Origin of the sequence: Micromonospora citrea, from assembly GCF_900090315.1 — a bacterium.
Lineage (GTDB): Bacteria > Actinomycetota > Actinomycetes > Mycobacteriales > Micromonosporaceae > Micromonospora > Micromonospora citrea.
The window spans coordinates 5,613,715-5,639,297 of sequence record NZ_FMHZ01000002.1 but is presented as its reverse complement, the minus strand read 5'-3'; the positions used below and the strand labels follow the sequence as shown (position 1 = coordinate 5,639,297).

Sequence of the window (25,583 nt, the reverse complement as noted above, 5' to 3'; positions counted from 1 at the left end):
TGTTGCCTCAAGTTGCTGATTTCTGCCGTCCGGTCACGACATGCCCAGCAGTGCGCCGGTTTCCGGGCCAGCGGTGTGCGATGTGGACGGCGCCGACCACCGCCGCCCGGACGATGGTCGTCGGGCAGTAGAGTTCCTTGCCGTACCACAGCGGCGGGTGCTCGCGCCGGCCGACGCGGGCCCGGAGGTAGGCGTGTCCCCTGAGGACGGCATCGACCACCGCCGGCTCGTTCGAGGGCACGGCCAGCAGGATCTGCAGGGCGTACGCGGTCTCCTCCGCGGTGCCCTCCCACCGGCCCCACGACCCGTCGTCGCGCTGGTTGGCCAGCACCCAGCACACCGCTCGGTCGACAGCCCCCGCCCGGTCTCCGTGATGAGTGGACTCGGTCAGCGCGAGCACGCAGCAGGCGGTGGCGTAGTACGGCGAGGCGTGCCACCGGTCGTGCCAGCTGCCGTCGGCCTCCTGCCGCTCCCGGAGCACCCGGGTCAGCCGGTCGACGGCCCTCCGGTAACGGGCGGCGCCCGGGTCACGCACGGCATGCTGCCCGAGGGCGTCGAGCACGTGCGCGTTGGTGGTGACCGAGAAGCCGTCCTCTCCTGGCCAGGTGCAGAAGCCCTCCGCCGTCTCGTACGCCCACAGGCTCGTCGGCTCGATCGGACGCCCCAGGCGCCCGAGCGCGTACAGGGTCACGGCCGTGGTGTCCGCGTCGGTCGGCAGGCCCGCTCCGGTGGCGACACCGGCGGGGCCGACGGCGTCGGTGAGGCTGGCGAGGACGGACCTCGGTGGCTGCACCGGGACGCCGGCGCGGGACAGTCCGCCGAGGACCCAGGCGCGTTCGAAGACGGTGATCGGCATGGGGCACGGCACCGCCCCGTCGCCCTCGCCGACCACCCGTTCCAGGAAGACGCGGGCCTCTCGCCCGTCGGCGTCGGGACCGGCGGCGGCCAGCCATGCCGCGGTCGCCGCCGGCGAGGCCCCGACCGCGGTCGGATCGGCCGCGCGGGACCGCGGCGCCGGCCCGTGCAGCAGCTCGCCGAAATGCGCCAGTTTCGGAGGCAGGTCGGCGCCGGCGGCGTGCGCCGCCCGGACCGCGGTCAATCGGTGACGGTCCGTCCCGGTGGGAAGGTTCAACGGGTACGGGATCGACAGCGCGGCGTCCGGCCCGGCGGTCCGTGCGTTGATCGAGTCCACCAGGGCCGGCACGATCAGGTCGGCGGCGGGGGTGTCCGGCATTGCGGAGCTCGCCGCGAGCAGGACGGACAGGGCGCGCAGTCCGCGCCCGGCCGCGTCGGCCAGGGCCGGGCGGGCGGTCGCCGGCAGGAACTCGTCCGTCAGCGCCGCCAGCAGCGCCTCGGTGGCACTCAGTGTCGGCACCAGCGCGTAGCCCTCCGGGGGTCCCCACGCGCCGTCGGCGCGCTGGGTCCGCACGAGGAACGCGACCCGCTCCGCGTGCCCGGCGAGCCGGGGCGCGACGACCACCAACCGGCCGGTCTCGTAGACGGAGGGAGCTACCTCTCCCCACGGTCGCAGCGCCATGGTGGCGACGAGTTCCCGGGCCAGGTCGGCGCAGCCGTCGGGGTCGTGGCCGGTGCGCTGAGCCGGTGTCGTGGCCGCCCGGGATCCGCCGTCACTCATCGCGCCCCCAGAAGTCCGAGACCTGGTAGAAGCCGGCGGTGAAGGAGATCTGCCGGCGCAGGTAGTCGGCCTGCCGGGGATCCCGCTCGGCCAGCAGGTCCAGCAGCCCTTGGCAGCGCCGCGTGAGCTGGGTCAACCGGTCGCGCACGAGGGCGGGATCCGGCACCAGCATGAGCGCGTTGAGGTCCCCCCACTCCACGTCCCGCTCGTGCGTGGCCAGGTCGTTGACGAGGCGTAGCACCCGCTGCACCTCCCGACCCACCGTCAGCAGCTCGTCCAGGTGCCGTAGGCACTTCCCGTCGCCGGTGGCGATCCAGTGGGTGGCGTTGACGAAGGAACAGGCCAGGTTGTCGGCGTTGTCGAGGTAGCGGTCGAGGGTGGGCAGGGAGCCGCCCGGCGCGCGCGAGGCGTTCTTCCAGTCCCACTCCCGAGCCACCGCGGCGAACATCCGGGCCAGCTCGTCGCGCCACACCGGGCGGAACCGGTCGAACGCCGGCACGGTCGCCAGATCATCGCGGATGTCGGCCAGCAGCCGCGCAAGGTGCAGCCCCGCCGGCGGATGGGCGCCGTCGGCCACCGCCAGGCACTCCGCCACCACCGCCTGCACGGCGTCGGCGGATGTCGCCAGGTAGTCGACCTGCCAGTCCGCCGCAAAGACCCAGAGCAGCGTACGGGTAGTGATGCGCAGCTCGGCGGCGCTGTGCCAGGGCGCGGTGAAGGCGATGGCGCTGGCGACGGAACCGAGCAGCGCGGAATCGAACGTGGCGGCGGAGAAGAGTCCGGGATGCGCGGCGGTCACCTTCTGCAGGTCGCGTACGCCCCGGGTGGCCAGGGCGCAGATCCTGCCCTGCTCGGCAACGTCGGCCTGGCCGGCCCGCGGCGGCGCGTCCGTCGTGCTCACGGGGCGACCGGCCGCTGCACCGGCGACAGGGTCACCCGCAGCCGCTGCCGGGGCGAGAGCGAGGCGCCCATCCGGGGGGTCAGGTCGGCCGGCTCCGTGGGTCGGAACCGGAAGCGGCTCAGCAGTGTGCTCACGATGATCTGCGCCTCCAGGAGGAACAGGTACTGCCCCAGACACTGGTGGGGGCCACCGCCGAAGGGAAAGTAGGAGTAGCGGTAGCGGCGTCGGGGCTTTTCCGGCGAGAAGCGTTCGGGATCGAACCGGTCCGGGTCGTCCCAGAACATCGGCATCCGTTGGGTCACGTACGGGCTGACCAGCACCGTCGCGCCCGCCTTGATCCGCACCCCGCCCAGCACGTCGTCGGCGACCGCCGTCCGGGGAATCATCCAACCGGCGGGATAGAGCCGCAGCATCTCGTCCAGCACCATGCGCCCGTACCGCAGCTCGCCGAGGTGCTCCCGCCGCACCCGGTCGCCGCCGACCACCCGGTCCACTTCGGCATAGAGCCGGGCAGCGACCTCCGGCTGGGTTTCCAGCACCGGCCAGAGCCAGGACAGCAGCGCGATGGTGGTCTCGGTGGCGGTGGAGAACATGGCCACGACATCGCCCCGGATCTGGTACTCGTCCGGCTTGCGGCCGTCCGGGCGGGGCCGGCAGAGGGTGGAGATGATGTCGTCGCCGTCGCCCGGCCGAGCCCGCGCCTCGCGGATGATCGGCAACACCACGTCGTCGATGGTCCGGACGGCGGCCCGGAACGCGCGGTCGCCGGGCACCGGCACCGAGTAGGGCACGAAGGGCACCAGCAGGCGGGGAAGCATCGAGGTGGTGACGGTGTCCAGCGCGGCGCTGATCCGCTGCGCGTCCGGCACGGAGATCCGGTCGGCGAAGAGCACCCGCATGGTGGCGCGCAGGACGATACGGGTCAGCTCGTCGGCTGTGTCGATCGGCCGCCCCTGCCGGGCGGGCTCGTCCCACTCGTCGACCGCCTCGCTGATCGCCTCGGCCATCCGGTCCACCAGCATTTCAGCCCGCTTCGCGGTGAACAGCGGTTGCAGGGCGTCGCGGCTGGACTCCCACACCTCGCCCTCAGCGACCAGGATGGCCTCCCCGACGACCCGGCGGACCGGACGCCACAGCAGCCCCCGACCGTCCCGGACGTAGTTGTCCGCGCGGTCCCGCAGCACGTACTGCAGGTGTTCGGGGTGGCTGACCAGGAACGGGCGGAACGTTCCGAGGTTGAGCCGGACGACGTCCCCGCCGGATTCCTCGGCGAAGCCGACCAGCGCGCCGAGGGGGTCCCGGATCAGGGCGGGCAGCGCCCGCCGCAGCGGGATGGTGCGCGGGTCGGCGGAGAGAGGGGCGTCCTGGCCGTCAGGCAGGCTTGGCATCGCGTACCACGTCTCCTCGTCGTGTCGGCGGTGATCCGTCGCAGGTCCACATGGAACTTCCACCGCCTGGGTGCCGAGAGCATCTCATCACCGCAGGGAGCAGCTCCAGCGTTTGCGCTGCGAAATGTCCCACTGTCACGCAATGGATGACGGTCGACGGGGCAGCTCCGCGAGGTAACGCCGCTCGGCCGCCACCCGCTGGTAGCCGAACCACTCGTTCACCGCGCGCATGGCGTCGTTCCCGGCGTCGTTGACGGTGAACGCCTGCCGGTGGCCGGCCGACCGGGCGGAGCGCAGCGACGCGTGCTTGACCAGCCGGGCCAGGCCCCGACCCCGCCATTCGCGCCGGGTGCCGGTCATCCCCGAGAGGTAGGCGGCCCCGCCGTCGGTCAGCGCGACGCTGAACGCGACGACCTCGTCGTCCACCAGGGCCACCGTGGTCAGCCGCCGGTCCAGGTCCGGCCGGTCCCAGTACGCGGCCCGCCAGTCGGCGTAGTCGATCTCGTCCATCCCCACGTCGCCCGGCTCGTCGGCGGCGGCGTCGAGGTCCGCCTCGTAGAGCGGGTGGGGATCGGGCAGGTCGGCGGCCGCGATCAGCCGCACCCCCGGCGGCGCGGCGGGCGGCGCCGGCAGCGCCACCGTCAGGTCCAGGCGGAGGATGAGGTTGCGCCGGCCCGGTCGGTAGCCGCGCCGCTCGGCGAAGGAGACGGCGGCCGGCTCGTCGGCCACCCGCGCGTACGCCCGGCGCACCCCGAGCCCGGCGAGCCGCTCCTCGGCGGCGGCGAGCAGCGCCGACCCGACGCCCCGGCCCCGCCGCTCGCGACGCACGACGAGGTTGACGAAGCCGAGCCCCGGCTCGGCGCTCTCGTGCAGCAGCCCCGTCCGGGCCACGCCGGCGATCCCGTCGCCCGCCTCGGCCACGAGCATCCCGAAGCGCTCCGCAGGCTTGCCGGTCGCCTGCCAGGCGAGCAGCTCGGGCGTGACGACCAGGTGGGGCTCGGCGGCGCGGAGCAGGCCGGCGACCGGCACCGCGTCGCGCGGCGCGGCGGCCCGGACGGTGAGCGCCATGGCTGGGAAACCTACCGCAGCGGCCCCCACGGCGGGGGGCGGTCGAAGGTGGAATCCGGGCGCGCCCGCACCGCCTGTGCCAGGCTCAGGGCATGGACGACAAGACCATCCTGAACCGGATCTCCGAGCTGGTCGACGAGGAGCACCGGCTGCGCGCCGACGCGCAGGCCAACGAGTCGGGCACCGACGACGACGCCCGCACCCGGCTGCGCGAGCTGGAGGAGTCCCTCGACCAGTGCTGGGACCTGCTGCGCCGGCGCCGGGCGGCACGGCAGACCCACGGCGACCCGGACGCCCAGGGCGTGCGCCCCCGGCCCGAGGTCGAGCGCTACCTGCAGTGAGCCGGGCCCCGGGCGGCCGAGTTCGACCGCCCGGGGCACCCGGTCAACGGATCCCCGCCTCCCGCAGCAGCAACGCCGTCAGCGTGGCCGGGTCGGCGGCCTCCGCCGGCAGCCCCCGGGCCGCGAACCAGGTCGCGACAACGCGGACGTCGCGGGCCAGGAACTCCGGTCCCTGCGGGTTGGCCACCACGTCGACCACCTGCGGCAGGTCGATCAGCACCAGCCGCCCCGCGTGCACCAGGAGGTTGTACGGCGACAGGTCGCCGTGCGCCAGGCCGGCGCGGGCGAGCACCACCAGGGCGTCGACCATCTGCTCCCACAGGTCGCGCAGCTCACCGGCCTCGGGCCGCAGCTGGGCCAGCCGGGGCGCGGCCGTTCCCTCGGCCGGATCGCCGAGGAACTCCAGCATCAGCTCGGTGCCGCGCAGCTGCACCGGATAGGGGACGGAGATCGTGCCGTACCGGGCGCCGATCTCCCAGAGCCGGGCCAGCGCGGCGAACTCCGCCGCCGCCCACTGACCGGCGATCATCTGCCGGCCGAACGCCGTGCGGCCGGCCATCGCCCGGTTCTCGCGGGAGCGGCGCACCCGGCGCCCCTCCAGGTAGCCGGCGTCGCGGTGGAAGAGCCGGTGCTGGGCGTCCCGGTAGCGCTTGACCGCCAGCAGGCAGGACCGGTCGGTGTCGGGCACCGCCCGGCGCACCAGGTGGACGTCCGCCTCCTTGCCGGTCTTGAGCACACCGAGTTCGGTGTCCTTCGCGGCCAGCTCGGTGACCAGCCAGTCCGGGTGGGGCTGCGGGCCGTGCACGGCGTCGTCCCAGGAGGACCAGCGCTCCCCCGTGTCGGGGTCCGGCTCGGCGTCGGGGTCGGCGGGGGCGGGCGCGGCGGCCCGGCCGTGCTTCAGGAAGAGCTGTTCGTCGTCGTCGAAGCGGCGCTTGCCGCGGGTACGGCGCTCGCGCGCCGGAAGGTCGTGATCGCGCACTGCGGTGGTGATCCCTTGCTCGAGGCTGATGGAGGCAGGTGGAAGTGACCTGCGAAGACGGCCATGACCGACCCCCTCTCCTCGACCGGACGCACGCCCGGCTGCACGATGCGCCGACCATGCTCACGCCTCCGGCGTCGCCGGGTCAAGCGGATTACCGCCCGGGCGTCAGCCGCCCAGCACCACGGCGACGGCGGCGATCAGGCCGTCGGCGGTGCGGGTCGGCGCGAACCGGCCGTCGGTCCAGGCGCGCCCCCGGTGCAACCAGACGCTGGGCAGCCCGATGGCGGCGGCGCCGCCGATGTCCGCCTCCGGCCCGTCACCGACCACCCAGGCACCCCGCAGCGGCAGCCGCGCCCGCCGCGCGGCCAGCGCGAAGATCCTCGGGTTGGGCTTGCTGACCCCGGCCTCCTCGGAGATCACCCAGTCGGCGACGAACCGGTCCAGCCCGGTACGCCGGATCTTGGCCTCCTGCTGCCGCACCGCGCCGTTGCAGACCACCACGGGCGTCCAGCCGGCGTCGTCGGCGATCCGCAGCGCGCAGGCGACCAGCGGGTCGAGCCGGCTGTTGGCGACCACGGCGTCGTGCAGCTCCTCGACCAGGTCGATGGACGGGATCCGCAGCCCGTACCGGTCCCGGACGGCGTCCGCCACGTCCCACCGGTCGGTCAGCCCGTCGGCGTCGACGGAGAGCAGCCAGTCGATGTCGCCGGCCGGCGCGCCGACGCCGTCCAGGAAACGTTCCGCCCAGGCGCGGAAGGGGCCGGCCCGGTCGAGCAGGGTGTCGTCCAGATCCAGCAGGAGCAGCGGCACTCGCGCACACTACGGGACTGCGACCTCCCCCGACAGGCCCGCGCGGCGGGGCGGCCTCCGGCGGGCCGACGCGCCCCAGGGGTGCCCGCCGGAGGCCGCGGCGGCGGGCCGGTGACGCCCGATGTCGCCGCAACCGTCCCGGTCGTCGGGTCAGGCCGACAGCGCCCCACGGCCACGCCCCTGGTCAGGCCGACAGCGCCGTACGGGCGGGCCCCTGGTCGGGCAGGCGGTCGAGCAGCATGGAGTGCGCCGCCCGGGTGGCCGCGAGGGCCTCCGGGTCGAGCGCGACGACCAGCACGTCCTCGCCGGTGTCCGCGCCCCGCGCCAGCGGCCGGCCCTCCGGGTCGTAGACGGCGGCGCCGCCGCCGAACCGCCACCGGCCCTCCCCGCCGACGGCGTTGGAGAAGACCACGTACATCGTGTTGTCCAGCGCGCGGGCGGCGTAGTAGAGGTCGCGACGGTGCTCGGAGCCGACCACGTAACCGCTCGGGCAGAGGTAGCCGTGCGCGCCGTCGACCGCGGCGGCCCGGCCGTGCTCCGGGAAGCAGCCGTCGTAGCAGATGCCGAGCCCGAACCGCCAGCCGTCGACCAGCAGGGTGGCGCCCCGGTCGCCGGCGACGAACAGCTCCCGCTCGCCGCCCCAGAGCTGCTGCTTGTCGTAGCCGACGCGGACCACGCCGGCCGGGTCGACCACCAGCGAGGAGATGGTCCGCCTGCCGTCGGGGTGCTGGACCGCCGCGCCGATCACCACGGCGGCGCCGCCGTCGCGGGCCGCCTCGCGCAGCGGGTCCAGCCGAGGGTCGTCGACCGTCGCGGTGGCGTCGGCCGCGACGTCGGTGCCGGCCGGGTCGGCCGCCAGCGTCTGCGGGTGGTACGCGGGCAGGAACAGCTCGGGCAGCACGGTCACCCGGGCACCCCGCTCCGTGGCCCGACGGACGAGCCGGGCGGCGGTGGCCGCGTTGCCGGCCACGTCACCGGGGACGGCCTCGGCCTGCACGGTCGCGACGGTCAGCGGCGCGGCGGGAACCTCGGCGGCGGCAGGTGCCTCGGCGGCGGGGAGTGACGTCACGCGCCGATCCTAGAGGGCCCCGCCACTCCCGATGATCATTCGTTCGGCGCAACCAAGCCGTACGTACGGTTTGCAGGACAAGGGGCGACCTGACACGATCGACCCGTGCCCAGAGTAAGCCAGGACCAGCTCGACGCGCGCCGGCAGGAGATCCTCGCCGCCGCGCGGGCGTGTTTCGCGCGGCACGGCTACGAGGGTGCCACCGTGCGCCGGCTCGAGGAGGCCACCCGGCTGTCCCGGGGCGCGATCTTCCACCACTTCCGCGACAAGGACTCGCTCTTCCTGGCCGTCGCCGAGGACGACGCCGCCGCCATGGTGGAGACTGTCGCTCGCAACGGTCTGGTCCAGGTGATGCGGGACCTGCTGGCCGGCGCGGTCTCCCCCGACACCACCGGCTGGCTGGGCAGCCAGCTCGAGGTCTCCCGACGGCTGCGCACCGACCCGGCGTTCGCGAAGCGGTGGGCCCAGCGGTCCGCCGCGATCGCCGAGGCGACCCGCGAGCGGCTGGCCCGCCAGCGGGAGGCCGGCGTGCTCCGCGACGACGTGCCGATCGACGTGCTGGCCCAGTTCCTCGAACTCGCCTACGACGGGCTGGTGCTGCACCTGGCGATGGGCCGCCCCGCCGGCGACCTCGGCCCGGTGCTCGACCTGGTCGAGGAGGCGGTCCGCCGCCGCTGACCGGCACGGCTGTCCACCCGGCCGGCGGGTACCGCCGCCGCTGACCGGCACGGCTGTCCACCCGGCCGGCGGGTACCGCCGCCGCTGACCGGCACGGCTGTCCACCCGGCCGGCGGGTTCCGCCGCCGCTGGCCGGCTCGACGGTCCACCTGGTCGGGGAGGCGGGCTCTCGCCGCTGACCGGCACGACGCCCCCGCCCCGCCGGCAGCCCGTCCGCCGCGCCGTCCCTCCCCGCGTCCGGCCGTCCGCGTATCGGTCCGGTAACTCGCCCCTCGCGGTGGGTCCGGCCTGGCGGACCTGCCCCACAATGAGGCCGCGACCCCTCGCTCGACAGGAGCAGCAGATGCTTGTCCTCGCCGCACCGGGTGACACCTGGGGCATCCCCGGCCCCCTCTTCCTCCGCGTCTATCTCCTCGCCGCCGCCGTGGTCGTCGTCGCCTCGATCGTGCACCGGGCCCGCGTCCTCGCCGGGCCGCCGGCCGGTGCCGTCGGCCCGCTCGGCCCGCAACAGGTCGCCTACCTCAACGGCGGGGAGCAGCTGGCGATCTGGGCCTCGCTCGGCGGGCTGCGCGGCAGCGGGGCGATCGGCGTACGACCGGACCGGCGGCTGGCCACCGGCGGTCCGCCGCCGGCCGGGACCACCCCGCTGGACCAGGCGATCCACCGCGCGGCCAGCCGGCACGCCACCACCCGGGAGCTGCGCCACGACGAGTGGGTACGCCGGGCGCTGGACCAGCTCCGGACCGGCCTGGAGCAGCGCGGGCTGGCGCTCGCGCCGGCCCGGCGGGCGGCCCTGCGCAGAGGCCCGTTCCTGCTCTCCGCCCTGCTGCTGGTCGGGTTCGTCCGGATCTTCGCGGGCCTGTCGAACGACCGGCCGGTGGGCTGGCTCGTGCTGAGCCAGCTCCCGCTGATCGTGGCGGCCGTCCTGCTGTACCGGGTGCCCAGGCGGACCCGTGCCGCCACCCGGGAGCTGCGCGGCCTGCGGCAGCAGCACACCTACCTCGCACCCGCGTCGGCCCCCGCCTACGCCACCTACGGCGCGACGGGCGCCGCGATGGGCGTGGCGCTGTTCGGCGCCGCGTCGCTGTGGGCGATGGACCCCGGCTTCGCCGAGCAGGCCGAGATCCAGCGGCAGGCGGCCAGCAGTGCCGGCGGCTCCTCCGGCTGCGGCGGCGGCAGCTCCTGCGGTGGCGGCAGCTCCTGCGGTGGCGGCAGCTCCTGCGGCGGCGGGGGCGGCGGCGGGTGCGGAGGATGACCGGCCCGCGCGGGGTCGGGATCGGCTGGCGGCCGGAGATCTCCGGCTTCGTGGCCGACCTGCCCGGGCTGCGCTTCGTGGAGGTCGTGGCGGAGTCCGTCCCGGCGGCCGGGCCGCTGCCCGGCGGGCTCGCCGCGCTGCGCGAGCGCGGCGTGACGGTCGTACCGCACGGCGTGCGGCTCTCCCTCGGCGGCGCGGAGCCGGTCGATCCGGCCCGTGTCGCCCACCTGGCGGCGGTGGCGGAGCTGACGGACGCGCCGCTGGTCAGCGAGCACATCGCGTTCGTCCGGGCCGGCGGCGTCGAGGCCGGCCACCTGCTGCCGCTGCCCCGCAGCCGGGCGGCGGTCGACGCGGTCTGCGCCAACGTCGCCCGCGCCCAGGCGGAGTTGCCGGCGCCGATCGCCCTGGAGCCGATCGCGGCCCTGTTCGACTGGCCCGACGACGAGCTCGACGAGGCCGACTTCCTCACCGAGATCCTGGACCGCACCGGCGCGTTCCTGCTGCTCGACGTCGCGAACGTCTACGCCAACGCCCACAACCGGGGCACCGACCCGGTCGCGCTGCTCGACCGGCTGCCGCTGGACCGGGTCGCCTACCTGCACGTGGCGGGCGGCGCCGAGCACGGCGGCTTCTACCACGACACGCACACCGACCCGGTGCCCCCGGCGGTGCTCGACCTGCTGCGCGAGCTGTGCGCCCGCCACCGGCCGCCGGCGCTGCTGCTGGAACGCGACGGGCACTACCCGCCTGCCGCGGCGCTGCGCGCCGAGCTGGACGCCCTCGCCGCCGCCTCCGGCTTCCCGGCCGTGGCGTGAGCGGCGACCTGGCCGACCGGCAGGCCGCACTGGTCGCGGCGCTGGTGGCCGGCGCTCCGCTCCCGCCCGGCTTCGACCCGGCGGCGCTGGCCGCCGCCCGGGCCGCGCTGCTGCGCAAACGGGCCGGGGACGTGGCCCGGCACTGGCCGCTGCTCGCCGCCGGTCTCGGCGCCGACTGGCCGGCGACCTTCGCCCGGTGGGCGGCGCGGCGACCGACCCGCGGCTCGCTGCGCGACGGCTGGGACCTCGCCCGTGACCTGCGCGGTCAGGGCACGCTGCCGCCGCTGGGCGCGGAGGAGCTGGCCGCGCGGGAGGCGACCCACCGCTACGACGGCCACCGGCCGCCGCGGCCGCGCCGCCTGCCCGGGTGGGGACGCGCCGGCGGCGCCGTCGCCGTGCAGGTCGCCGGTCGCGTACGCCTGCTGCGCCCCGCCCGCCGCTGAACCGACCCGCCGCCCCCGGCTGGCGGATCCCGGCGCGTGCGGCAGGATCGTCGGCATGGATCTCGGACTGACCGATCGGGTGTACGTGTTGACCGGCGCCTCCCGCGGCCTGGGCCACGCGACCGCGGAGTGCCTCGTCGCCGACGGTGCCCGCGTGGTGCTCTCCGCCCGCGACGCCGACGCGGTGGCCGCCGCCGCGCAGCGCCTCGGCGGGCCGGAGCGGGCCGTCGGGGTGGCCGCCGACCTGACCGACCCCGAGACGCCGGAGCGGCTGGTGGCGGCGGCCCGCAACCACTTCGGACGCCTGGACGGGGCGCTCGTGTCGGTGGGTGGGCCGCCACCGGGCAGCGCCGCGTCGGTCACCGACGAGCAGTGGCGCCGCTCCTTCGAGACGGTCTTCCTGGGCACCGTCCGCGCGGTGCGGACGATCGCCACCGCCCTGGCCGAGGGCGACGGCGGCGCGATCGGGCTGGTCCTGTCGACCTCGGTGCGTTCGCCCCTGCCCGGGCTGGGCATCTCCAACGGCCTGCGGCCCGGCCTGGCGGGCATGGCCAAGGACGTCGCCGACGAGTACGGCCCCCGCGGCGTGCGGGTGCTCGGGCTGCTGCCCGGTCGGATCATGACCGACCGCAACGTCGAGCTCTTCGCCGCCACCGGCGACCCCGAGCGGGCCCGCGCGGAGGCCGAGGCGGGCATCCCGCTGCGCCGCATCGGCGCCCCCGCCGAGTTCGGCCGGGTGGCCGCGTTCGTGCTCTCCCCCGCCGCGAGCTACCTCACCGGGGTCACCGTGCCGGTCGACGGCGGCGCGCTGCGGGGCCTGTAGTGGCCGGTACCCCCGCCCGGCCGGCCCCCGACTCCCCGGCTGGGCGGCGGGCCGGGGCGGGGGACGCGGCCGGGCGGCACCCGCGCCCCACCCGCGACGAACTCGCCGCGGCGGCGGAGCGCACCATTCCCGACGTCATCGCCCCCGGGCTGGACGTGCTCTTCGTCGGGATCAACCCGGGCCTGTGGTCGGCCGCGACCGGCTGGCACTTCGCCCGGCCGGGCAACCGGTTCTGGCCGGCACTGCACCGGGGCGGTTTCACGCCCCGGCTGCAGCACCCGAGCGAGCAGCACGAACTACCCGGCCTCGGCCTCGGCATCACCAACATGGTGGCGCGCGCCAGCGCCCGGGCGGACGAGCTGACCCCGGCCGAACTGGTCGAGGGGGCGCAGATCCTCGCCGGCAAGGTCGCGCGGTACCGGCCCCGGTGGGTCGCCGTGGTCGGGGTGACCGCGTACCGGATCGGGTTCGCGCGGCCGAAGGCCGCCTTCGGGCCGCAGCCGGAGCCCCTGGCCGACGCCCGGCTCTGGGTGCTGCCCAACCCCAGCGGCCTGAACGCGCACTTCACCCCCGAGACGCTCGGCGCCGCGTTCGGGGAGTTACGGGCGGCGGTCGTCACCGGCTGAGGCCGCCGTCCGCCCCGCCGACCCCGGCGCCGATCGCCCGCCGCCGGCTTACCCGCCGGCCGCCGCCGGCAGATTCGTGCCGGCCGAGACGTCGGTCGGCACCGCCGGCCGAGGTCAGTTGGCTGCGGCCGGTGGCAGTGCCTCGTCGGCGAGGTAGGGCCGCAGCGGCGGCACGGCCACCGGCTCGGGGCCCGTCGCGTCGCCGTACGGGGTGGGAGAGTCGGCCACCGCGAACTGGGTGCGGTAGAGCTCGGCGTAGAGGCCGCCCACGGCGACCAGCTCCTCGTGCCGGCCCCGCTCGACGATCCGCCCGTCGTCGAGGACCAGGATCTGGTCGGCGTCGCGGACCGTGGAGAGCCGGTGCGCGATCACCAACGCCGTACGCCCGGTCAGCGCCACCGCGAGCGCCCGCTGCACCGCCGCCTCGCTCTCGGAGTCGAGGTGCGCGGTCGCCTCGTCGAGGATCACGATCGACGGGGCCTTGAGCAGCAGCCGGGCGATGGCGATGCGCTGCTTCTCGCCGCCGGAGAAGCGGTAGCCCCGCTCACCGACGAGGGTGTCCAGCCCTTCCGGCAGCGACCGGACCAGGTCGGCGACCTGCGCGCCGGCCAGGGCCGCCCAGATCTCGTCGTCCGTGGCGTCCGGCTTGGCGTAGCGCAGGTTCTCGGCGATGGTCTCGTGGAACAGGTGCGAATCCTGCGTGACCACGCCGATCTCGTCGCGCAGCGAGTCGAGGGTGGCGTCGCGGACGTCCACCCCGCCGACCAGCACCTGCCCGTCGGTGACGTCGTAGATCCGGGAGATCAGCATGGACAGCGTCGACTTGCCGGCGCCGGAGGGGCCCACCAGCGCCACCATCTGCCCCGGCTCGACGGCGAACGAGACGCCCTTGAGTACCGGCTCGTTGACCGTACGGTCCAGCGCGGCGACCTCCTCCAGCGAGGCCAGCGAGATCTCGGCGGCGCTGGGATAGCGGAACCGCACCTCGCGGAACTCCACCCGACCGCTGCCGCGCGGCACCGGAACAGCGTCGGGCTTCTCCTCGATGCTGGGCCTCAGGTCGAGCACCTCGAAGACCCGGTCGAAGGAGACCAGCGCGCTCATCACGTCGACGCGCACGTTGGACAGCGCGGTCAGCGGGCCGTAGAGGCGGGTGAGCAGCAGCGCGAGGGTCACCACGGTGCCGGCGCTGACGTTGCCGGTGACGGCGAGCCAGCCGCCCAGGCCGTAGGTGAGCGCCTGGGCCAGTGAGGCGACCAGCAGCATGGCGACGAAGAAGGTCCGCGAGTACATCGCGGACTGGATGCCGATGTCGCGGACCCGCTCGGCCCGCCCGGCGAACCGACGCGCCTCCACCTCCGGCCGGCCGAAGAGCTTCACCAGCAGCGCCCCCGACACACCGAAGCGCTCGGTCATCGTGGCGTTCATCTTGGCGTCGAGGTTGTAGGACTCGCGGGTGATCTCGGCGAGCCGCTTGCCGACCCGTCGGGCCGGGATGATGAACACCGGCAGCAGCACCAGCGACAGCGCCGTGATCTGCCAGGACAGGGTGAACATCACGGCGGCGGTGAGCACCAGCTGGATGACGTTGCTGACCACGCCCGACAGCGTCGACGTGAACGCCCGCTGTGCGCCGAGCACGTCGTTGTTGAGCCGGCTGACCAGCGCGCCGGTCTGGGTGCGGGTGAAGAACTGCAGCGGCATCCGCTGGACGTGGTCGTAGACCCGGGTGCGCAGGTCGAGGATGATGCCCTCGCCGATGCGGGCCGAATACCACCGCTGGGCCAGGGAGAGCAGCGCGTCGGCCACCGCGAGCGCCGCGATGACCAGGGCCAACCGGACCACCAGGTCGCCGGCCCCCGAGCCGCCCCGGCTGATCGCGTCGATCACGTCGCCGGCCAGCACCGGGGTGGCCACGCCGATGATCGCGGCCAGCACCACGGTCACCAGGAACACGACGATGTCCCGGCGGTAGGGCCGGGCGAAGGCCACGATCCGGCGGGCCACGCCGCGCTTGAGCCGGTGGGTGGAGATCTCGTCGCGGCTGCGCATCGACCGGAGCATGCTCCAACCGGCCATGCCGCCACCGGACATCGGGTTGGACACTTTCACCTCCGGGTCGTCGGGTCGACCACACCGTCAGGTCAATTCTCCCGACGACTCTGACAACCTCGGTCGTAACCCGGATCTTCCCGAACGGTCCTTACTATTCTCCCCGACCCGCGAGGTCGCGCAGCCGCCGGGTCTGCGCCTCACGCTCGGCCCGCTGCTGCTCGGCGGCCGACCGACCGACGGCGCCGGCCAGCAGCGCCTTGATCTCCACCACCGCGTTGCGGTTGTTGGCCAGCAGCCCGGCGGTCAGGTCGCGCACCGCGGCGTCCAGGTCGGCGTTCGGCACCACCACCGTGGCCAGGCCGATCCGGTCCGCTTCGGCGGCGTCCATCCGCCGGCCGGTGGCGCAGATCTCCAGCGCGCGGCTGTAGCCGACCAGGTCGACCAGGCGCTTGGTGCCGGCGAGATCCGGCACCAGGCCGAGCGTCACCTCGGCCATGGAGAACTTCGCGTCCTCGGCGAGCACCCGCAGGTCGCAGGCGAGCGCCAGCTGGAACCCGGCGCCGATCGCGTGGCCCTGCACGGCGGCGACGGAGACGATGTCGGGCCGGTGCAGCCAGGTGAAGCCGCCCTGCATCTCCCCGATCCGGTCGGCACACTCGTGCTCGGGCAGGGTGGCGAGCTCGGCGAACGAGCCCGGCCCGGACGCCCCGGCCACCGTCAGGTCGAGGCCGGCGGAGAACGCCCGCCCCTCGCCGCGGACGACCACGACACGCACGTCGCCGGGGAGATTCCGGGCGAACTCGCTCATCGCGTGCCACATCGCCGGGGTCTGGGCGTTGAGCACGTCGGGCCGGCACAGCGTGACCGTCGCGACCGGCCCGTCGCACTCCAGCCGAACCCCGGTCGCCTCTGAACTCAAGGGGCGACCCGGGGCGCGGCGCTGATGGACGACGCTGGTGGGCGGATCATGCCTTCTTGCGACGCCGGGCGCCGCCACGCTGCCGCAGCTGAACCCCGGACTCGGTGAGCACCCGGTGGATGAACCCGTAGGAACGGCCGGTCGAGGCCGCGAGCGCGCGGATGCTCTCACCCGAGGTGTACCGCTTTACCAGGTCCTTGGCGAGCGTCTGACGCTCGGCTCCGACGATCCGGCGACCCTTCTCAGTGCTGGTGGCTGTGCCAGTGGCTGCCATGCTGTGTCCTCACGTCCCAGACTGTGCGGTTCGGATACGGTCCCACCTATTAGACCGCCTCGAACGATCATGCGCCAGATATCAACTCTTCGCCAACCGACACGCTATGCGTTGTCATCTTCCCGATAGAGTGATCCTGCCGACCGGAGCACCGGCCCGCGCCGCCGCCCGGGCGACACCGACGGGCGGGCACCCCGCCGCCCGGGCGACGGGAGGACAGGGGCAGAGGCGGGGTCAGGCGAGTTCGACCAGTTCCAGGAGGTCGTCGCTCCAGGCGTCCTCGTCGCCGTCGGGAAGCAGGATGGCGCGGTCGGGCTTCAGTGCCATGACCGCGCCGGGGTCGTGGGTGACCAGCACGATCGCGCCCGGGTAGCGGGCGATGGCGTCGAGCACCTGCTCCCGGCTAACCGGGTCGAGGTTGTTCGTCGGCTCGTCGAGCAGCAGCACGTTCGCGCCGGAGCAGACCAGGGTGGCCAGGGCCAGCCGGGTCTTCTCGCCGCCGGAGAGGACCCCGGCCGGCTTGTCCACGTCCTCGCCGGAGAAGAGGAACGCGCCGAGGATCTTGCGCAGCTCGGTGTCGGTCTGCTCGATGGCGGCGCTGCGCATGTGCTCCAGCACCGTCCGGTCCACGTCGAGGGTCTCGTGTTCCTGCGCGTAGTAGCCCAGCCGCAGGCCGTGCCCGGCGTGCACCTCGCCGGTGTCCGGCTCCAGCAGGCCGCCGAGCATCCGCAGCAGGGTGGTCTTGCCGGCGCCGTTGAGCCCGAGGATGGCGACCCGCGAGCCCCGGTCCACCGCCACGTTCACGTCGGTGAAGATCTCCAGCGAGCCGTACGACTTGGACAGGCCCGTCGCGGTGAGCGGCGTCTTGCCGCACGGGGCCGGGCTGGGGAAGCGCACCTTCGCCACCTTGTCGGCGACGCGTACCTCCTCCAGTCCGGAGATCAGCTTCTCGGCGCGGCGGGCCATGTTCTGCGCGGCGACGGTCTTGGTGGCCTTGGCCCGCATCTTGTCGGCCTGTGCCATCAGCGCGCCGGCCTTCTTCTCGGCGTTGGCCCGTTCGCGGCGGCGGCGCCGCTCGTCGGTCTCGCGGGCCTCCAGGTAGGCCTTCCAGCCCAGGTTGTAGACGTCGACCACGGAGCGGGTGGCGTCGAGGAACCACACCTTGTTGACCACCGACTCCAGCAGCGAGCCGTCGTGGGAGATCACGATCAGGCCGCCCTTGTGGTTGGCGAGGAAGCCGCGCAGCCAGGTGATCGAGTCGGCGTCGAGGTGGTTGGTCGGCTCGTCGAGCAGCAGGATGCCGCCGCCGTTCTCGCCGGCGTCGCGGAACAGGATCCGGGCCAGCTCGATGCGGCGGCGCTGGCCGCCGGAGAGCGTGCCGATGGTCTGGGCGAGCGCCCGGTCCGGCAGCCCGAGGTTGGCGCAGATCCGGGCGGCCTCGGCCTCGGCCGCGTACCCGCCGAGGGAGGCGAACTGGTCCTCCAGCGCGCCGTAGCGGCGGACCAGCCTGTCGTCGGCGCCGTCGGCGAGCTTGGCCTCGATCTCCTTCATCTGGGCCATCAGCACGTCCAGACCCCGGGCGGAGAGGACCCGGTCGCGGCCGGTGACCTCCAGGTCGCCGGTGCGCGGGTCCTGCGGGAGGTAGCCGATGGCGCTGCGCCGGTCGATCTGCCCGGCGTACGGCTGCCCCTCGCCGGCGAGCACCTTGAGCGTGGTGGTCTTGCCGGCGCCGTTGCGGCCGACCAGGCCAATCCGGTCACCCGGCTGCACGCGCAGCGTGGTGTCGGACAGCAGGATGCGGGCGCCGGCGCGCAGCTCCAGGCCGGTGGCAGTGATCATGTCGGAGGACTCGCTCTCGGGGTCTGGAAGGGCTGACTCAGGGCACGCGAAAGCGCCGGCGAGCACGAGGCCCGTCGGCGCGGGGCGGTTCAGCCTTCGCAGAGCAGCACGGGGCAAGTGTACCGGGCGTCGCCCGGCCGCCCCTCCGGATTACCGACCAAGATCATCGGGTACCGGAAACGCCGTCCGGACCCGGTCCGGTACCGCAGCCACCAAGACGGATCGAACGGTGATCGGGGTAGACATGGAGCTGAACGAGAACGCGCGGATCGACACCAGCCAGGTGGACGACCGGCGAGGATCCGGCGGAGGCGGTGGGCTGGGCGGCATCCCCATCCCGATCGGCGGCGGCCGGGGCGGCATCGTCGGCCTCGTCATCGCCGTGCTCGTCGCCCTCGTCGGCGGCGGCTTCGGCCTGAACGCCGCCACCAACGGCGGCGACGAGCCGCAGGGCGACAACACGTCGCTGGAGCAGAAGTGCTCGGCCGAGGACGCGCTCCAGCAGCTCGACTGCCGCAACACGCTCTACGTCAACTCCATCCAGGCGTACTGGCAGAAGGCCCTGCCCCAGGCGTTCGGCGAGCAGTACCGCCCGTCGAAGACGGTGTTCTTCAGCCAGGGCGTCAGCACCGCCTGCGGGCAGGCCGACTCCGGCGTCGGCCCGTTCTACTGCCCCGCCGACGACCAGGTCTACATCGACCTCACCTTCTACCAGGTGCTCGCGCGGCAGCTCGGCGCGGAGGGCGAGTTCGCCCAGCCGTACGTGCTCGCCCACGAGTACGGCCACCACGTGCAGGACCTGCTCGGCACCGAGGCCCAGATGCGCCGCCAGCAGCAGCGCGACCCCGACAACGCCAACGCGCTGTCGGTGAAGCTGGAGCTGCAGGCCGACTGCTACGCCGGCGCCTGGGCCAAGAACGCCACCGGCACCGCCGACGCCAGCGGTCAGAAGATCTTCACCAGCATCACCGAGCAGGACATCCGGCAGGCCATCGACACCGCCGAGAAGATCGGCGACGACGCCATCTCCGAGCGGGCGAACCGGCCGGTGAACCCGGAGGAGTTCACCCACGGCTCCTCGGAGCAGCGCCGGCAGTGGTTCACCCGGGGCTACTCCACCGGCGACCCGAAGTCCTGCGACACCTTCGGCGGGTCGCTGTGACGACGGCGAGGCGGGCGGGCTGACCACCTGCCCGCAGGGTACGGGCCCGGTCGCCGTGGCGACCGGGCCCGTACACGTCGTGGCGCAGGCGGTGGTCAGAGCCGCTGCCAGAGCGCCGGCACGTTCGGCGGCTCCCACCCGGGCTGCGCGGTGTGCCCCTGGAGGCAACGGTAGGAGACCCCGGCGTGGTCCACCGTCGCGCCGGCGGCGTACGCGGTGCCGACCTGCCAGGTCGTGCCGCCCGGCGGGGTGCCGGTCGAGGTGGGCGTGGGGGTCGGGCCGGGGCCTCCGGTCGTGACCAGCGTCAGCCCGTACGCCGCCAGGATCGGGTTGACGGGCTGGAAGTACATGGTGCCGCCGGTGCTGCAGTTGCCGGAGCCGCCCGAGGTCACGCCCTGGGCCTGGTTACCGGAGATCCAGGAGCCGCCCGAGTCGCCCGGCTCGGCGCAGGCGTTGCTGCGGGTCAGCCCGCTCACGGTGCCCTCGGGGTAGGTCACCGAGGCGTTCTTCTGCTGGATGGTGCCGCAGCGCCAGCCGGTGGTGGAGCCGGACCGGCAGACCGCCGCGCCCACCGCGGCCTCGACGCTGCCGGCCACGGCCACCGTCCCGCCCCGGTAGTCGTTCACCAGCCCGCGCGGGGTGTTCCCAGCGTCCACCTGCACCCAGGCGTAGTCGCGGCCGGGGAACGTGGAGCCACGCACCGTGCCGCCCGGTTGCGAGGTGCGGGCGCCGGCCCGGCCACAGTGGCCGGCGGTGACGAAGCCGCCGTTGACCGAGAACCCGATCGAGCAGCGGCTGCTGCCGGTGTAGTAGGCGTTGCCGCCGATCACGTCCGCGTACGGCCTCGGGTCCTCCGTGCTGGCGCGGACGCGCAGCACGCCGGCCGGCACCCCGGCGGCGGCCGCGAAGGAGCGGGCGGCGGACGTGCCGCCGTCGCGGGCGAGGACCACGACGGCGTTGCCGGGCAGGTCGGCGTACCAGCCGACGACCGCGTCCGGCGCGGCGGCGGCCCCGCGGTTCAGCCGGTCGACCGCCGCGTCCAGGGCACGCTCGGGGTACGTCACCGGAACGGGGAGCGCGCCGAGGTTGCGGACGGAGGCGGCGTCGGCGGCACTGGTGACGCCGACCGACACGGCGTCGCCCCGCTCCGCGACCCAGGTGCCGCCGTAGCGGGCGCCGAGGGTGGTGCGCAGCACCCGCTGGACCCGGCTGGCCCGGTCGTCGACGTCGAGACGAGCTCGGGCCTGGGCCGGGGTCAGCCGCAGGTCCCGCTGCAGGGCGGCGAACATCTCGGGGGCGACGCCCTCGGGGGCGGCGACCGGGGCGGCGGACGCGGCAGTGGGATCGGCGCCGGCATGGGCTGCCAGGGCCACGGTCAGCACCAGGGAGGCGGCACTCAGGGTAGTTGCCGCCACGGTGGCTGTTCGGCGGAGCATGGGGGTCTCCTCGCGGTCAGGACGATGTGGAGGGTCGAATCGACCAGGCATGAGCAGGTACGCAGCGCCAAGTGGCGGGCTCCCCGCCGTGCGCTACTAGAGAGGCAACATTTGTTGTTAACTCTGTTGCCATTACCGTAGGTTAGGCATCCGATGCCGTCAATAGAGGCGTCGATCGATCTGCATCCGTCCCGCGTCAGCCGCAGGAGTTGCCCGTGTCCCCGTCGCGCCCGCCCGAGGAGTCCCCCCGCCCGGCCCCGTCCCTCCGCTCACGACCGGCCGTCGCCGCACCACCGCCGGCCCTGCCCCGGCACCACCTCGCGGCGCCCGCCCCGGACGACGTGCCGTTCGCCGTTGGCACCTTCGACGAGATCGGCCCGCTCTCCCGCGCCGACTTCCCGCACCGGCACACCTTCTACGAGCTGGTGTACGTCACCCACGGCCGGGCGTCGCACGTCATCGACCTCGACGCCCACCCCGTCCGGCCGCCACACCTGTTCGTCGTCACCCCGGGCCAGGTGCACCACTGGCGAGACCAGCGCGACCTGCGCGGGCACGTGCTGCTCTGCGCCGCGGAGTTCCTGCTCACCGTGCCGGCCGCCCGCGACGCGCTGCACCGCTCGACAAACCGCTCCTGGCGCCCCCGCGACGCCACCCAGGCGAGGAGGGTGGTCACCCTGCTCCGCTGGGCGACCGCCGAACACCGCCGGGCCGCGCCGGGCCGCGAAGACACCCTCCGGGCCTACCTGCACCTCCTGCTCACCGAGGTGCTCCGGGCCCGCCCCACGCGGCCGGCCCCCGACCCGCCGCCAGGGGCCACCACCCGCAACCGCCGGGCCGCCGCCATCGCCCGCCGCTTCGAGGAACTGCTCGCCGAACCGGACCTCGTCGGCGAGCCGCCCGGCGCGTACGCCCGCCGGATCGGCGTGTCGGTACGCCACCTCAACGACGCGGTGCCGCTGGCCACCGGCACCACCCCCGCCCGGCTGATCCGCCGGGCCCGGGTGCTGGAGGCGAAACGCCTGCTGACCGGAACCGACCTGACCGTGGCCGCCATCGCCGGTCGGCTCGGCTTCGCCGACCCCGCCTACTTCTGCCGGTTCTTCCGCCGCGAGGTCGGCGACTCCCCCGGCGCGTTCCGACGGCACGGCGGAAAACACCACGACCGCGGCCCGCGGCACATCGACGCGCCCTGACGTCGGTCAATACCGTCGGATCGCCGGCCGCGCCGGCCCACCCGGCGTCGCGGGCCCACGGGCCGGCCGGGCCGGAAGATCCGATGTCCCACGAGGAGGAGCGCTCATGAACGGTGCACCGAGCGACGCGCAGGAGCCCGGCGACCCCGGCCCCCGCAGCGGCGTGACACGCAAGAGCGTGCTGAAGGTGGCGGCGCTGGCGCTGCCCGCCCCGTTCCTCGTCGCCGGCGCCGCACAGGGTTCGGGCGCGGGGGCGACCGCGTCGCCACCGCCCCTGACCCCGTACTGCGACGACGGCGACGACCCGACGCCGGAGCAGATGGAGGGCCCCTACTTCAAGCCGAACTCGCCGCGGCGCACCTCCCTGGTCGAGGCCGGCGTGGTCGGCACCCGGCTCACCGTCGTCGGCCACGTCTTCGGGCTGGACTGCCGGCCGGTTGCCGGCGCGCTGCTGGACTTCTGGCAGGCCGACGCCAACGGCGCCTACGACAACACCGGCTACCGGCTGCGCGGCCACCAGTTCACCGACGCGTCGGGCGCGTACCGGCTCACCACGATCGTGCCCGGCCTCTATCCCGGACGGACGCGGCACATCCACGTCAAGGCGCAGGCGCCCAACCGGCCGGTGCTCACCACCCAGCTGTACTTCCCCGGCGAACCGCGCAACAACACCGACCCGATCTTCGACCCCGCCCTGCTCATGACGGTGCGTGCGGTGGACGGCGGTCGGGAGGCCACCTTCGACTTCGTCCTGAACGTCACCTCCGGCCCCACCCCCACCCCGACCGGCACCGCGCCCGGCGGCACCTGGGCACCCGGCACCGCGTACCCGGCGGGCGCCCGGGTGACGTACGGCGGCCTGGGCTACCGGTGTCTCCAGGCGCACACCGCCCAGCCCGGCTGGGAGCCGCCGCACACGCCGGCGCTCTGGGCCCGCGACTGACGCGGGACCGTGAACGGACCGGTCGCCCGTCTTGTCGTGGGTCGCGGACGGGCGACCGGTCGCCCCGGACGGACCGGTCGCCCGGGGCGGTGGACCGGACGCGCCGGCGCGTGCGACGGCCCGGCCCGGCGCGGGCCGGCCGGGTCAGGCCGTGGCGCGGAGCGCGGCGACCCGCTCGCCGAGCTGCTCCACCTGGTGCAGTCCGTCGCGGAGCAGGTCGAGCGCGTCGCCGGACCGGCCCCACCCGTCCAGCCGGTCGGCCAGCAGCAGGACCACTCCGGCCAGCTCCCGGCGCCGCCCGGCCGCCCGGTAGCCGGCGATCGCCGCCCGCAGGTGCCGCTCGGCGCCGGCCCGGTCCCCGGCGTCGGCCCGCAGCAGTCCGCGTACCCGCTCGGCGCGGGCCGCCACCACCACGTCGCCACCCGGGTCGGCGGCGTCGCGCAGCAGCGCTTCGGCGCGCTCGGGCTGGCCCAGGGCATGGTGGACCTCGGCCAACTCCACTCCGACGTCCCCGGCCAGGACCCGCCGCCCGGCGGCGGCCAGCGCCGCGTGCGCGTCGGCCAGGTCGGCGAGCGCGCCGGCCAGGTCGCCCGCGGCCCGCCGGCCCTGCCCCCGGGCCCTGCGGCAGCACGCCAACTGCACCCCCATGGCGACCTGCCGGGCCGCCTGACGGGCCTGCTCGGCGGCGGCCTCGGCCTCCGCCGTCCGTTTCGCGGCGAGCAGCGAGCGGGCGACGGTCAGGTGCAGCTCCGCCACCTGCGCCGGCGCGGGCAGCACCGCCAGGGCCAGGGCCCGCGCGGCGTCCTCCGCCGCCGCGTCCCCGTCGCCGAGCGCGACGTGGCAGAGCACCAGCTCGGCGTGCAGGGCCAGCAGGGCCGACGGGTCCGGATAGCCCTCCCGGGTCAGCGCGTCCCGCGCCTCGGTGAGCAGGTAGCGGGCGTACCGGGGATCGCCGGCGTGACACGCCACCGCCGCGCGGCCGGCCGCCACCTCCGCACGCACGTGCGGTGACGCCCCCGCCAGCAGCTCCTCCGCCCGGTCCACCTCGACCGACGCGGCGTCGGGATCGCCCCGGCGCAGCGCGGCGCGGGCCAGACCGAGCCGGGCCCTGCCGGCCAGCACCGGCTCCGCCAGGTCGACGGCGGCCACTGCCACCTCCCGGAGGACGGCGCTCGGGTCGCCCGCCGCCCCGGCCAGGTCCGTGCCGACCAGCCGGAGCCGAAGGCGTACCGCCTCGGCCGGCGAGCGGCCGGTGGCCAGGTCCCCGGGGGTCACGCCGAGCCGCTCGGCGAAGTGGGCGACGGCGTCGGCGGAGGGCACCCGGCGCCCGCCCTCCACGGCGGAGACGTAGGCCGCGGTGTACCGGGGCTCCGCGAGGGCGCGCTGGGTCAGGCCCCGCTCCGTACGCAACCGGTGGAGTCGCGCGCCCAGCCCGCCCCGAGCCGCGTCACCCACCACGGCGGGCGCCGGCCCGGTCACGACAGGCGCTCCGCCGCGCGCAGACCCCGGCGCAGCACCGCAGCGGCCGCGTCCCGCTCCGACCGGCCCAGCAGCAGCTCGGCGAGGTGACGGCAGGTGATCACCACGTCCCCCATCAGGCCGGCCCGCTCGTACCGGTCGACCGCGCGCGACAACAGCCGCCGCGCCTGGTCGTCGTCGCCCTGGGCGGCCCGCACCAGTCCGCGTACCCGGTCGGCCTCGGCCATGAGTTCGCGGTGGTCGCAGGCGGCACACGTCCGGGCGGCCTCCTCGGCCAGCTCGCCCGCCTCGTCGAGGGCGCCCTCCCGCCGGCGCGCCTCGGCCAGCTCCAACGTCGCCCCGGCGTGGTCGAGCACCGCGCCGACGGCACCCAGCATCTCCCGGGCGGCCCGCAGCTCCGCCCCCGCCTCCGCCGGCCGCCCGGCCCGCAGCAGCACGTAGCCACGGGCCCAGCGGCACAGCGCGATCTCGCGGGTCAGCCCCAGTTCGGCGTAGCCCCGGGCGGCCTCCCGCAGGTGCCGGTCCGCCTCGGCCAGCTCCCCGTCGCGGCGCAACTGCCCGGCGACGGCGTGGAACTGCGCCACCCATTCCCGGTTGCCCACCCGGTCGAGCAGGGGCGTCACCTCCCGCTCCAGCCGGCGGGCCCGCTCGCGCCAGCTCAGTTCGAGGTACGTGTACATCAACGCGTTGGTCAACCGCAGCTCGGCGTCGGCGTCCACCGGCGGCGCCGCCCGCAGGCACCGCAGCCCACCCTCCAGCATCGCCACCGCCCGAGGGGCGTCCCCGGTGACCAGCAGGCAGTACGCCTGCCGGGCCAGCACCGCCGCGCGCAGCGCCGGACACCCGTCGGGCAGCGCCTTCGCCAGCTCGTCGTAGCCGGCGGCGGCGTCCTCCGTCCGCCCCCGGTGCAGTTGCGCCTCCGCCAGGTGGTATTCGGCCCAACCGGCCAGTTCGGAGAGTCCGTAGTGCTCCGCCCGACGGCGTATCCCGGCCAACGCCCGCTCGGCGGCGTCCAGCCGGCCGGCGGAGAGAGCGCGCCGGGCCGCGGCGTGCTCAGCCGCGAGCCGGTCTGCCGCGTCGGCCGGTCGGCCGTACCGCAGGTCGTCCACCGGCAGCCCGAGCCGGTCCGCGAAGTATGCCAGCGCCTCGGGGCTGGGCGCCCGCGCGCCCGACTCCACCGCGCCGAGGAACGCGCGGGTGTAGCGGGTGCCGACCACCTGCTGCTGGGTCAGGCCCCGGGCCGCCCGCAGCCGCCTGATCCGGTGGCCCAGGCTCTCCACCACCAGCTCGTCGTCGGGGGTGGTCCCGGCACCGACCACGACGACGTCGGCCGCAGCCGTCTCCGCCATCCCGGCTCCTTCCCGACCCTCGCGACCAGCCTAGTGCGACCGCCGGCCGGCCGGCCGTCCCGAGCGGCGTCCATCGGCCCGGGCCGTCGTGGCCCG

24 protein-coding genes are annotated in these 25,583 nt (G+C 75.2%); 10 read left to right on the top strand and 14 right to left on the bottom strand.

Annotated elements, in window-relative coordinates; all coding sequences use genetic code 11:
* Window positions 1–7: 7 nt before the first annotated feature.
* The 4 genes from GA0070606_RS25830 to GA0070606_RS25815 form a co-directional block, all read right to left on the bottom strand.
* Window positions 8–1,636 (bottom strand): prenyltransferase/squalene oxidase repeat-containing protein, encoded by a 1,629-nt coding sequence (locus tag GA0070606_RS25830; protein WP_091105301.1) that lies wholly within the window; start codon window positions 1,634–1,636, stop codon window positions 8–10.
* On the bottom strand, window positions 1,629–2,537 hold the full coding sequence (locus tag GA0070606_RS25825) for a terpene synthase family protein (protein ID WP_091105297.1): 909 nt from the start codon (window positions 2,535–2,537) through the stop codon (window positions 1,629–1,631). Before GA0070606_RS25825 ends, GA0070606_RS25830 begins: the two co-directional genes overlap by 8 nt.
* Complete coding sequence (locus tag GA0070606_RS25820; protein WP_425413112.1) at window positions 2,534–3,871, bottom strand: cytochrome P450; 1,338 nt, start codon at window positions 3,869–3,871, stop codon at window positions 2,534–2,536. The genes GA0070606_RS25825 and GA0070606_RS25820 overlap by 4 nt, the downstream gene beginning before the upstream one ends.
* Before the next feature lie 189 nt (window positions 3,872–4,060).
* Window positions 4,061–4,993 carry a GNAT family N-acetyltransferase gene (locus GA0070606_RS25815; RefSeq protein ID WP_091105292.1) on the bottom strand — a complete coding sequence of 311 codons (933 nt, stop codon included), beginning with the start codon at window positions 4,991–4,993 and terminating at the stop codon, window positions 4,061–4,063.
* A 92-nt stretch (window positions 4,994–5,085) separates the two neighbouring features.
* Here GA0070606_RS25815 and GA0070606_RS25810 point away from each other — a divergent pair, with 92 nt between their 5' ends.
* Complete coding sequence (locus GA0070606_RS25810) at window positions 5,086–5,334, top strand: DUF2630 family protein (protein WP_091105291.1); 249 nt, start codon at window positions 5,086–5,088, stop codon at window positions 5,332–5,334.
* A gap of 43 nt (window positions 5,335–5,377) precedes the next feature.
* On the opposite strand, the gene GA0070606_RS25805 is transcribed toward GA0070606_RS25810, so the two are convergent.
* The 3 genes from GA0070606_RS25805 to GA0070606_RS25795 all read right to left on the bottom strand — a co-directional run bounded on the left by GA0070606_RS25805 (window position 5,378) and on the right by GA0070606_RS25795 (window position 8,195).
* A complete protein-coding gene (locus tag GA0070606_RS25805) occupies window positions 5,378–6,313 on the bottom strand; it encodes a serine protein kinase RIO (RefSeq protein ID WP_091105288.1) in 936 nt (311 codons plus the stop codon).
* A 168-nt stretch (window positions 6,314–6,481) separates the two neighbouring features.
* Window positions 6,482–7,126: an HAD family hydrolase gene (locus GA0070606_RS25800; protein WP_091105286.1), complete on the bottom strand. Its 645-nt coding sequence runs from the start codon at window positions 7,124–7,126 to the stop codon at window positions 6,482–6,484.
* A 184-nt stretch (window positions 7,127–7,310) separates the two neighbouring features.
* On the bottom strand, window positions 7,311–8,195 hold the full coding sequence (locus GA0070606_RS25795) for a carbon-nitrogen hydrolase family protein (RefSeq protein ID WP_091105283.1): 885 nt from the start codon (window positions 8,193–8,195) through the stop codon (window positions 7,311–7,313).
* 105 nt (window positions 8,196–8,300) lie between these two features.
* Here GA0070606_RS25795 and GA0070606_RS25790 point away from each other — a divergent pair, with 105 nt between their 5' ends.
* From GA0070606_RS25790 to mug, 6 genes are all read left to right on the top strand, one after another.
* Entirely contained in the window at window positions 8,301–8,873 is a 573-nt protein-coding gene (locus GA0070606_RS25790) for a TetR/AcrR family transcriptional regulator (RefSeq protein ID WP_091105281.1), read from the top strand.
* Window positions 8,874–9,216: 343 nt separating this feature from the next.
* On the top strand, window positions 9,217–10,128 hold the full coding sequence (locus GA0070606_RS25785) for a TIGR04222 domain-containing membrane protein (RefSeq protein ID WP_091105278.1): 912 nt from the start codon (window positions 9,217–9,219) through the stop codon (window positions 10,126–10,128).
* A complete protein-coding gene (locus GA0070606_RS25780; RefSeq protein WP_091105275.1) occupies window positions 10,125–10,943 on the top strand; it encodes an MbnB/TglH/ChrH family RiPP precursor modification enzyme in 819 nt (272 codons plus the stop codon). Before GA0070606_RS25785 ends, GA0070606_RS25780 begins: the two co-directional genes overlap by 4 nt.
* Window positions 10,940–11,386 (top strand): SCO6045 C-terminal-like domain-containing protein, encoded by a 447-nt coding sequence (locus tag GA0070606_RS25775; protein WP_091105272.1) that lies wholly within the window; start codon window positions 10,940–10,942, stop codon window positions 11,384–11,386. Before GA0070606_RS25780 ends, GA0070606_RS25775 begins: the two co-directional genes overlap by 4 nt.
* A gap of 55 nt (window positions 11,387–11,441) precedes the next feature.
* Window positions 11,442–12,209, top strand: a complete 768-nt coding sequence (locus GA0070606_RS25770) for an SDR family oxidoreductase (protein WP_091105270.1) — start codon at window positions 11,442–11,444, stop codon at window positions 12,207–12,209.
* Window positions 12,209–12,835 carry a G/U mismatch-specific DNA glycosylase gene (gene mug / locus GA0070606_RS25765; RefSeq protein ID WP_091105268.1) on the top strand — a complete coding sequence of 209 codons (627 nt, stop codon included), beginning with the start codon at window positions 12,209–12,211 and terminating at the stop codon, window positions 12,833–12,835. The genes GA0070606_RS25770 and mug overlap by 1 nt, the downstream gene beginning before the upstream one ends.
* Before the next feature lie 114 nt (window positions 12,836–12,949).
* Here the strand turns inward: mug and GA0070606_RS25760 are convergent, their stop codons facing one another.
* The 4 genes from GA0070606_RS25760 to GA0070606_RS25745 form a co-directional block, all read right to left on the bottom strand.
* Window positions 12,950–14,929 carry an ABC transporter ATP-binding protein gene (locus GA0070606_RS25760; protein ID WP_091105266.1) on the bottom strand — a complete coding sequence of 660 codons (1,980 nt, stop codon included), beginning with the start codon at window positions 14,927–14,929 and terminating at the stop codon, window positions 12,950–12,952.
* A 112-nt stretch (window positions 14,930–15,041) separates the two neighbouring features.
* A complete protein-coding gene (locus GA0070606_RS25755; RefSeq protein ID WP_091105264.1) occupies window positions 15,042–15,809 on the bottom strand; it encodes an enoyl-CoA hydratase/isomerase family protein in 768 nt (255 codons plus the stop codon).
* A 46-nt stretch (window positions 15,810–15,855) separates the two neighbouring features.
* Window positions 15,856–16,083 (bottom strand): helix-turn-helix domain-containing protein, encoded by a 228-nt coding sequence (locus GA0070606_RS25750; RefSeq protein WP_007462679.1) that lies wholly within the window; start codon window positions 16,081–16,083, stop codon window positions 15,856–15,858.
* A gap of 234 nt (window positions 16,084–16,317) precedes the next feature.
* Entirely contained in the window at window positions 16,318–17,922 is a 1,605-nt protein-coding gene (locus GA0070606_RS25745) for an ABC-F family ATP-binding cassette domain-containing protein (protein WP_091105261.1), read from the bottom strand.
* A 244-nt stretch (window positions 17,923–18,166) separates the two neighbouring features.
* Between GA0070606_RS25745 and ypfJ the strand changes: the two genes are divergently transcribed.
* The gene (gene ypfJ / locus GA0070606_RS25740; protein ID WP_091105259.1) at window positions 18,167–19,084 is read left to right on the top strand and encodes a KPN_02809 family neutral zinc metallopeptidase; all 918 of its coding nucleotides are present in this window, start codon (window positions 18,167–18,169) and stop codon (window positions 19,082–19,084) included.
* A gap of 95 nt (window positions 19,085–19,179) precedes the next feature.
* On the opposite strand, the gene GA0070606_RS25735 is transcribed toward ypfJ, so the two are convergent.
* Window positions 19,180–20,520 (bottom strand): carbohydrate-binding protein, encoded by a 1,341-nt coding sequence (locus GA0070606_RS25735; RefSeq protein WP_091105257.1) that lies wholly within the window; start codon window positions 20,518–20,520, stop codon window positions 19,180–19,182.
* A gap of 215 nt (window positions 20,521–20,735) precedes the next feature.
* On the opposite strand from GA0070606_RS25735, the gene GA0070606_RS25730 reads away from it, so the two are divergent.
* Together GA0070606_RS25730 and GA0070606_RS25725 are read left to right on the top strand one after the other, a co-directional pair.
* Window positions 20,736–21,716: a helix-turn-helix domain-containing protein gene (locus GA0070606_RS25730; protein WP_218106052.1), complete on the top strand. Its 981-nt coding sequence runs from the start codon at window positions 20,736–20,738 to the stop codon at window positions 21,714–21,716.
* 106 nt (window positions 21,717–21,822) lie between these two features.
* The gene (locus GA0070606_RS25725) at window positions 21,823–22,659 is read left to right on the top strand and encodes a dioxygenase family protein (protein ID WP_091105255.1); all 837 of its coding nucleotides are present in this window, start codon (window positions 21,823–21,825) and stop codon (window positions 22,657–22,659) included.
* Window positions 22,660–22,803: 144 nt separating this feature from the next.
* Here GA0070606_RS25725 and GA0070606_RS32695 read toward each other — a convergent pair whose 3' ends face one another.
* The gene (locus GA0070606_RS32695) at window positions 22,804–24,138 is read right to left on the bottom strand and encodes a helix-turn-helix domain-containing protein (RefSeq protein WP_091105251.1); all 1,335 of its coding nucleotides are present in this window, start codon (window positions 24,136–24,138) and stop codon (window positions 22,804–22,806) included.
* Window positions 24,135–25,487, bottom strand: a complete 1,353-nt coding sequence (locus GA0070606_RS25715) for a helix-turn-helix domain-containing protein (RefSeq protein WP_091105248.1) — start codon at window positions 25,485–25,487, stop codon at window positions 24,135–24,137. Before GA0070606_RS25715 ends, GA0070606_RS32695 begins: the two co-directional genes overlap by 4 nt.
* Window positions 25,488–25,583: the final 96 nt, after the last annotated feature.

What these genes read in the sequence shown, in the direction of transcription:
- GA0070606_RS25735 (WP_091105257.1), bottom strand. Translation starts at nt 20,520, where the DNA reads ATGCTCCGCCGAACAGCCACCGTGGCGGCAACTACCCTGAGTGCCGCC.
- GA0070606_RS25785 (WP_091105278.1), top strand. Translation starts at nt 9,217, where the DNA reads ATGCTTGTCCTCGCCGCACCGGGTGACACCTGGGGCATCCCCGGCCCC.
- GA0070606_RS25815 (WP_091105292.1), bottom strand. Translation starts at nt 4,993, where the DNA reads ATGGCGCTCACCGTCCGGGCCGCCGCGCCGCGCGACGCGGTGCCGGTC.
- GA0070606_RS25745 (WP_091105261.1), bottom strand. Translation starts at nt 17,922, where the DNA reads ATGATCACTGCCACCGGCCTGGAGCTGCGCGCCGGCGCCCGCATCCTG.
- GA0070606_RS25830 (WP_091105301.1), bottom strand. Translation starts at nt 1,636, where the DNA reads ATGAGTGACGGCGGATCCCGGGCGGCCACGACACCGGCTCAGCGCACC.
- GA0070606_RS25770 (WP_091105270.1), top strand. Translation starts at nt 11,442, where the DNA reads ATGGATCTCGGACTGACCGATCGGGTGTACGTGTTGACCGGCGCCTCC.
- GA0070606_RS25750 (WP_007462679.1), bottom strand. Translation starts at nt 16,083, where the DNA reads ATGGCAGCCACTGGCACAGCCACCAGCACTGAGAAGGGTCGCCGGATC.
- ypfJ (WP_091105259.1), top strand. Translation starts at nt 18,167, where the DNA reads ATGGAGCTGAACGAGAACGCGCGGATCGACACCAGCCAGGTGGACGAC.
- GA0070606_RS25810 (WP_091105291.1), top strand. Translation starts at nt 5,086, where the DNA reads ATGGACGACAAGACCATCCTGAACCGGATCTCCGAGCTGGTCGACGAG.
- GA0070606_RS25780 (WP_091105275.1), top strand. Translation starts at nt 10,125, where the DNA reads ATGACCGGCCCGCGCGGGGTCGGGATCGGCTGGCGGCCGGAGATCTCC.
- GA0070606_RS25760 (WP_091105266.1), bottom strand. Translation starts at nt 14,929, where the DNA reads ATGTCCGGTGGCGGCATGGCCGGTTGGAGCATGCTCCGGTCGATGCGC.
- GA0070606_RS25715 (WP_091105248.1), bottom strand. Translation starts at nt 25,487, where the DNA reads ATGGCGGAGACGGCTGCGGCCGACGTCGTCGTGGTCGGTGCCGGGACC.
- GA0070606_RS25725 (WP_091105255.1), top strand. Translation starts at nt 21,823, where the DNA reads ATGAACGGTGCACCGAGCGACGCGCAGGAGCCCGGCGACCCCGGCCCC.